The organism is Ferruginibacter sp. (genome assembly GCF_028288465.1).
Taxonomy (GTDB): domain Bacteria; phylum Bacteroidota; class Bacteroidia; order Chitinophagales; family Chitinophagaceae; genus Ferruginibacter.
The window spans coordinates 1-2,834 of the sequence record NZ_JAQBNR010000086.1 but is presented as its reverse complement, the minus strand read 5'-3'; the positions used below and the strand labels follow the sequence as shown (position 1 = coordinate 2,834).

At 67.0% G+C, this 2,834-nt stretch carries 3 protein-coding genes; 2 read left to right on the top strand and 1 reads right to left on the bottom strand.

Going from position 1 to position 2,834, the window contains the following annotated elements:
- Both JWR61_RS28040 and JWR61_RS28035 read left to right on the top strand, forming a co-directional pair.
- Positions 1–1,147: transketolase C-terminal domain-containing protein (locus JWR61_RS28040; protein WP_301930952.1), on the top strand; the 1,147-nt coding region annotated here is incomplete at its 5' end.
- 6 nt (positions 1,148–1,153) lie between these two features.
- Positions 1,154–2,128 (top strand): aldo/keto reductase, encoded by a 975-nt coding sequence (locus JWR61_RS28035; protein WP_301930951.1) that lies wholly within the window; start codon positions 1,154–1,156, stop codon positions 2,126–2,128.
- A 13-nt stretch (positions 2,129–2,141) separates the two neighbouring features.
- Here JWR61_RS28035 and JWR61_RS28030 read toward each other — a convergent pair.
- A partial coding sequence (locus JWR61_RS28030; protein ID WP_301930950.1) for a 3-hydroxyacyl-CoA dehydrogenase family protein occupies positions 2,142–2,834 on the bottom strand: 693 nt, incomplete at its 5' end.

Genomic DNA, 2,834 nt, shown 5'->3' with positions numbered 1-2,834 from the left:
CGTTCACGCGATCACACAGAAGGGGAAGGGCTATGAGCCCGCCCTGCATGACGTCGCCGACCAGTTCCACGCGGTGGGCCAGATCGACCCCGAGACGGGCGAGCCGATCGAAACAGCGAGCCGGCCATCCTGGACCTCCGTCTTCGCTGACGAGATCGTCGACATCGCCGACACTAACCCGCGAATCGTGGGCATCACCGCGGCCATGCTGCGCCCCACGGGCCTCCACCGCCTGGCGGAGAAGTATCCGGAGCGGGTCTTTGACGTGGGGATCGCCGAACAGCACGCGGTGACCTCCGCTGCAGGGCTCGCGTTCGGAGGCCTCCACCCCGTCGTCGCGCTCTACGCGACCTTCATCAATCGCGCCTTCGACCAGGTCCTCATGGACGTTGCCCTGCACAAAGCGGGAGTGACCTTCGTGCTCGACCGTGCGGGCGTGACCGGCCCCGACGGCCCGAGCCACCACGGGATGTGGGACCTCGCGATCCTGCAGGTGGTGCCGAACATCCGCCTGGCTGCGCCTCGGGATGCCACGCGCCTGCGCGAGCAGCTCCGCGAAGCCGTCGCGATCGAGGATGCCCCGACGGTGCTGAGATTCTCCAAGGGCAGCGTCGGCAGCGAGTTCGAGGCCGTGCGGCGCACCTCAGACGGTGTCGACGTCCTTCGGGAAGCTGCCCACAAGGATGTACTGCTCGTCACGGTTGGCCCGATGGCCGGGCTCGGTCTTAAGGTGGCGGATCGGCTCGAAGCGCAGGGCATCGGCGCGACCGTCATTGACCCGCGCTGGGTCGTCCCCGTTCCGCAGAGCGTGATCGACTTCGCCGGTGAACACCGCATCGTCGTCACGATCGAGGACGGCGTTCGCGTTGGCGGCATCGGCACCCGCATCCGGCAGGACCTCCGTGCGGCGGGCGTCGACACCGCCGTCACCGAACTGGGTCTTCCCGACGAGTTCCTTCCGCACGGCACGCGTGAGCAGATTCTGAACATGGTCGACCTGACACCACAGAAGATCGCCAGGGACCTCATCGCCCAGGTGCTCGGCAGCCGGATTCCCGTTGCCCGGCCGCTGCCAGACGACTCGGGTCGAGCGCTGCAAGCGACCGCCAACCTTGACTCACCAGAATCGGTTCCCAACGAGGAGTAGCTCACCATGAAGAAGATTTCCCTGGGCGCAGATCTTGAGGTGTCCCGGCTAGGGCTCGGCTGCATGGGAATGTCGGCGTATTACACCGGCGGGGGCACAGACGAGGCGGGCAGCATCGCGACCATCCACCGCGCGATCGAGCTGGGCGTGACTCTCTTCGACACCGCGGAGGTCTACGGGCCGTACACCAACGAGGTGCTGCTGGCGAAGGCGCTCAAGGGTCGGCGGAGCCAGGTCAGCATCGCCACCAAGTTCGGGACGATCCTGCACCGGGGCGACGGGGGCCGCGGCCTCGACGGCAGCCCCGAGAACGTGCGCATCTCGATCGAGGGCTCGCTGAAGCGGCTTGAGACCGACTACATCGACCTGTACTACCAGCACCGGATGGATCCCGACGTTCCCGTTGAGGACACGGTGGGCGCGCTGGCTGAGTTGATCGCGGAAGGCAAGATCCGCGGCTATGGGCTTTCGGAAGCGGCACCGTCGACGATTCGTCGTGCCCATGCCGTGCATCCGGTGACCGCTCTCCAGACCGAGTACTCGCTCTGGACCCGCGACCCGGAAGCCGAGATTCTGCCCGTGGTCCGGGAGCTCGGCATCGGGTTTGTCGCTTATTCACCGCTCGGGCGCGGCTTCCTCACCGGCACCCTGCGCTCGGTTGACCAGCTGGACGACGACGACTTCCGCCGGGCGAACCCTCGATTCGAGGATGAGAACCTGGCCGCCAACATCCGCATCGTGGAAGCGGTGGATGCCGTCGCCGAGGCCGCGGGGGCGACGCCCGCTCAGGTCGCCCTGGCCTGGCTTCTTGCCCAGGGCGATGACATCGTGCCCATCCCCGGTACCCGCAAGGTTCACCGGCTCGAGGAGAACGTCGGAGCGGACGAGCTCGTTCTGTCTGAGGACCAGCTCGCCGCGCTCAACGCCATCGAGCCGCCCGTCGGCGACCGGTACGCCGATATGACGCCACTCGGTCGCTGACGGGCCGCAGCCGCTAGCCGACCCCGCGGATCGCCGGGGTGTGGAAGGTGGCGCCGAAGACGCGCTCCGAGGCACCCACCCGGTCGAGGTATGGCGTCACGCCGCCCATCTGGAACGGGTAGCCCGCACCCAGGATCAGGCAGAGGTCGATATCCTCGGGCGCCGAGACGACGCCGTCCTCGAGCATGCGGTGCACCTCATCCGCGAGTCCGTCCTCAATGCGGCGCAGGAGCTCTTCGCCCGTCATGGGCGTCGTGCCTCCTGCAACGATAGCGACGGCTTTCTGGTCGTAGCCCTTGATCTTTCCCTTGCCGTCGCGCTCGAAGATGCGCCCGTGCTCGGCGAGACGGTGCAGGTTCTGGCTGTCGAAAAAGCGATCGGGGAAGGCGGCATGATGCGTGTCGAGGACGTGCGCGCCAACCTTGAGTCCGACCAGTTCGAGCAGTTCGAACGGCGTCATCGGCAGGCCGAACGGCTTGATCGATGCGTCAACCACGGCAAACGGGGTGCCGGTGTCCACAGCGTGCATGGCCTCGCCGAGCAGTTTCGCCAGGATGCGGTTCACCACGAAGCCGGGGGTGTCCCGCGTGATGACCGCGTTCTTGCGGAGCGCGGCGGCCGTCACCATCGCGGTGGAGAGGGTTGCGTCATCCGTCTGCGGCATCTTCACCACTTCGATGAGCGGCATGACCGCGACCGGGTTGAA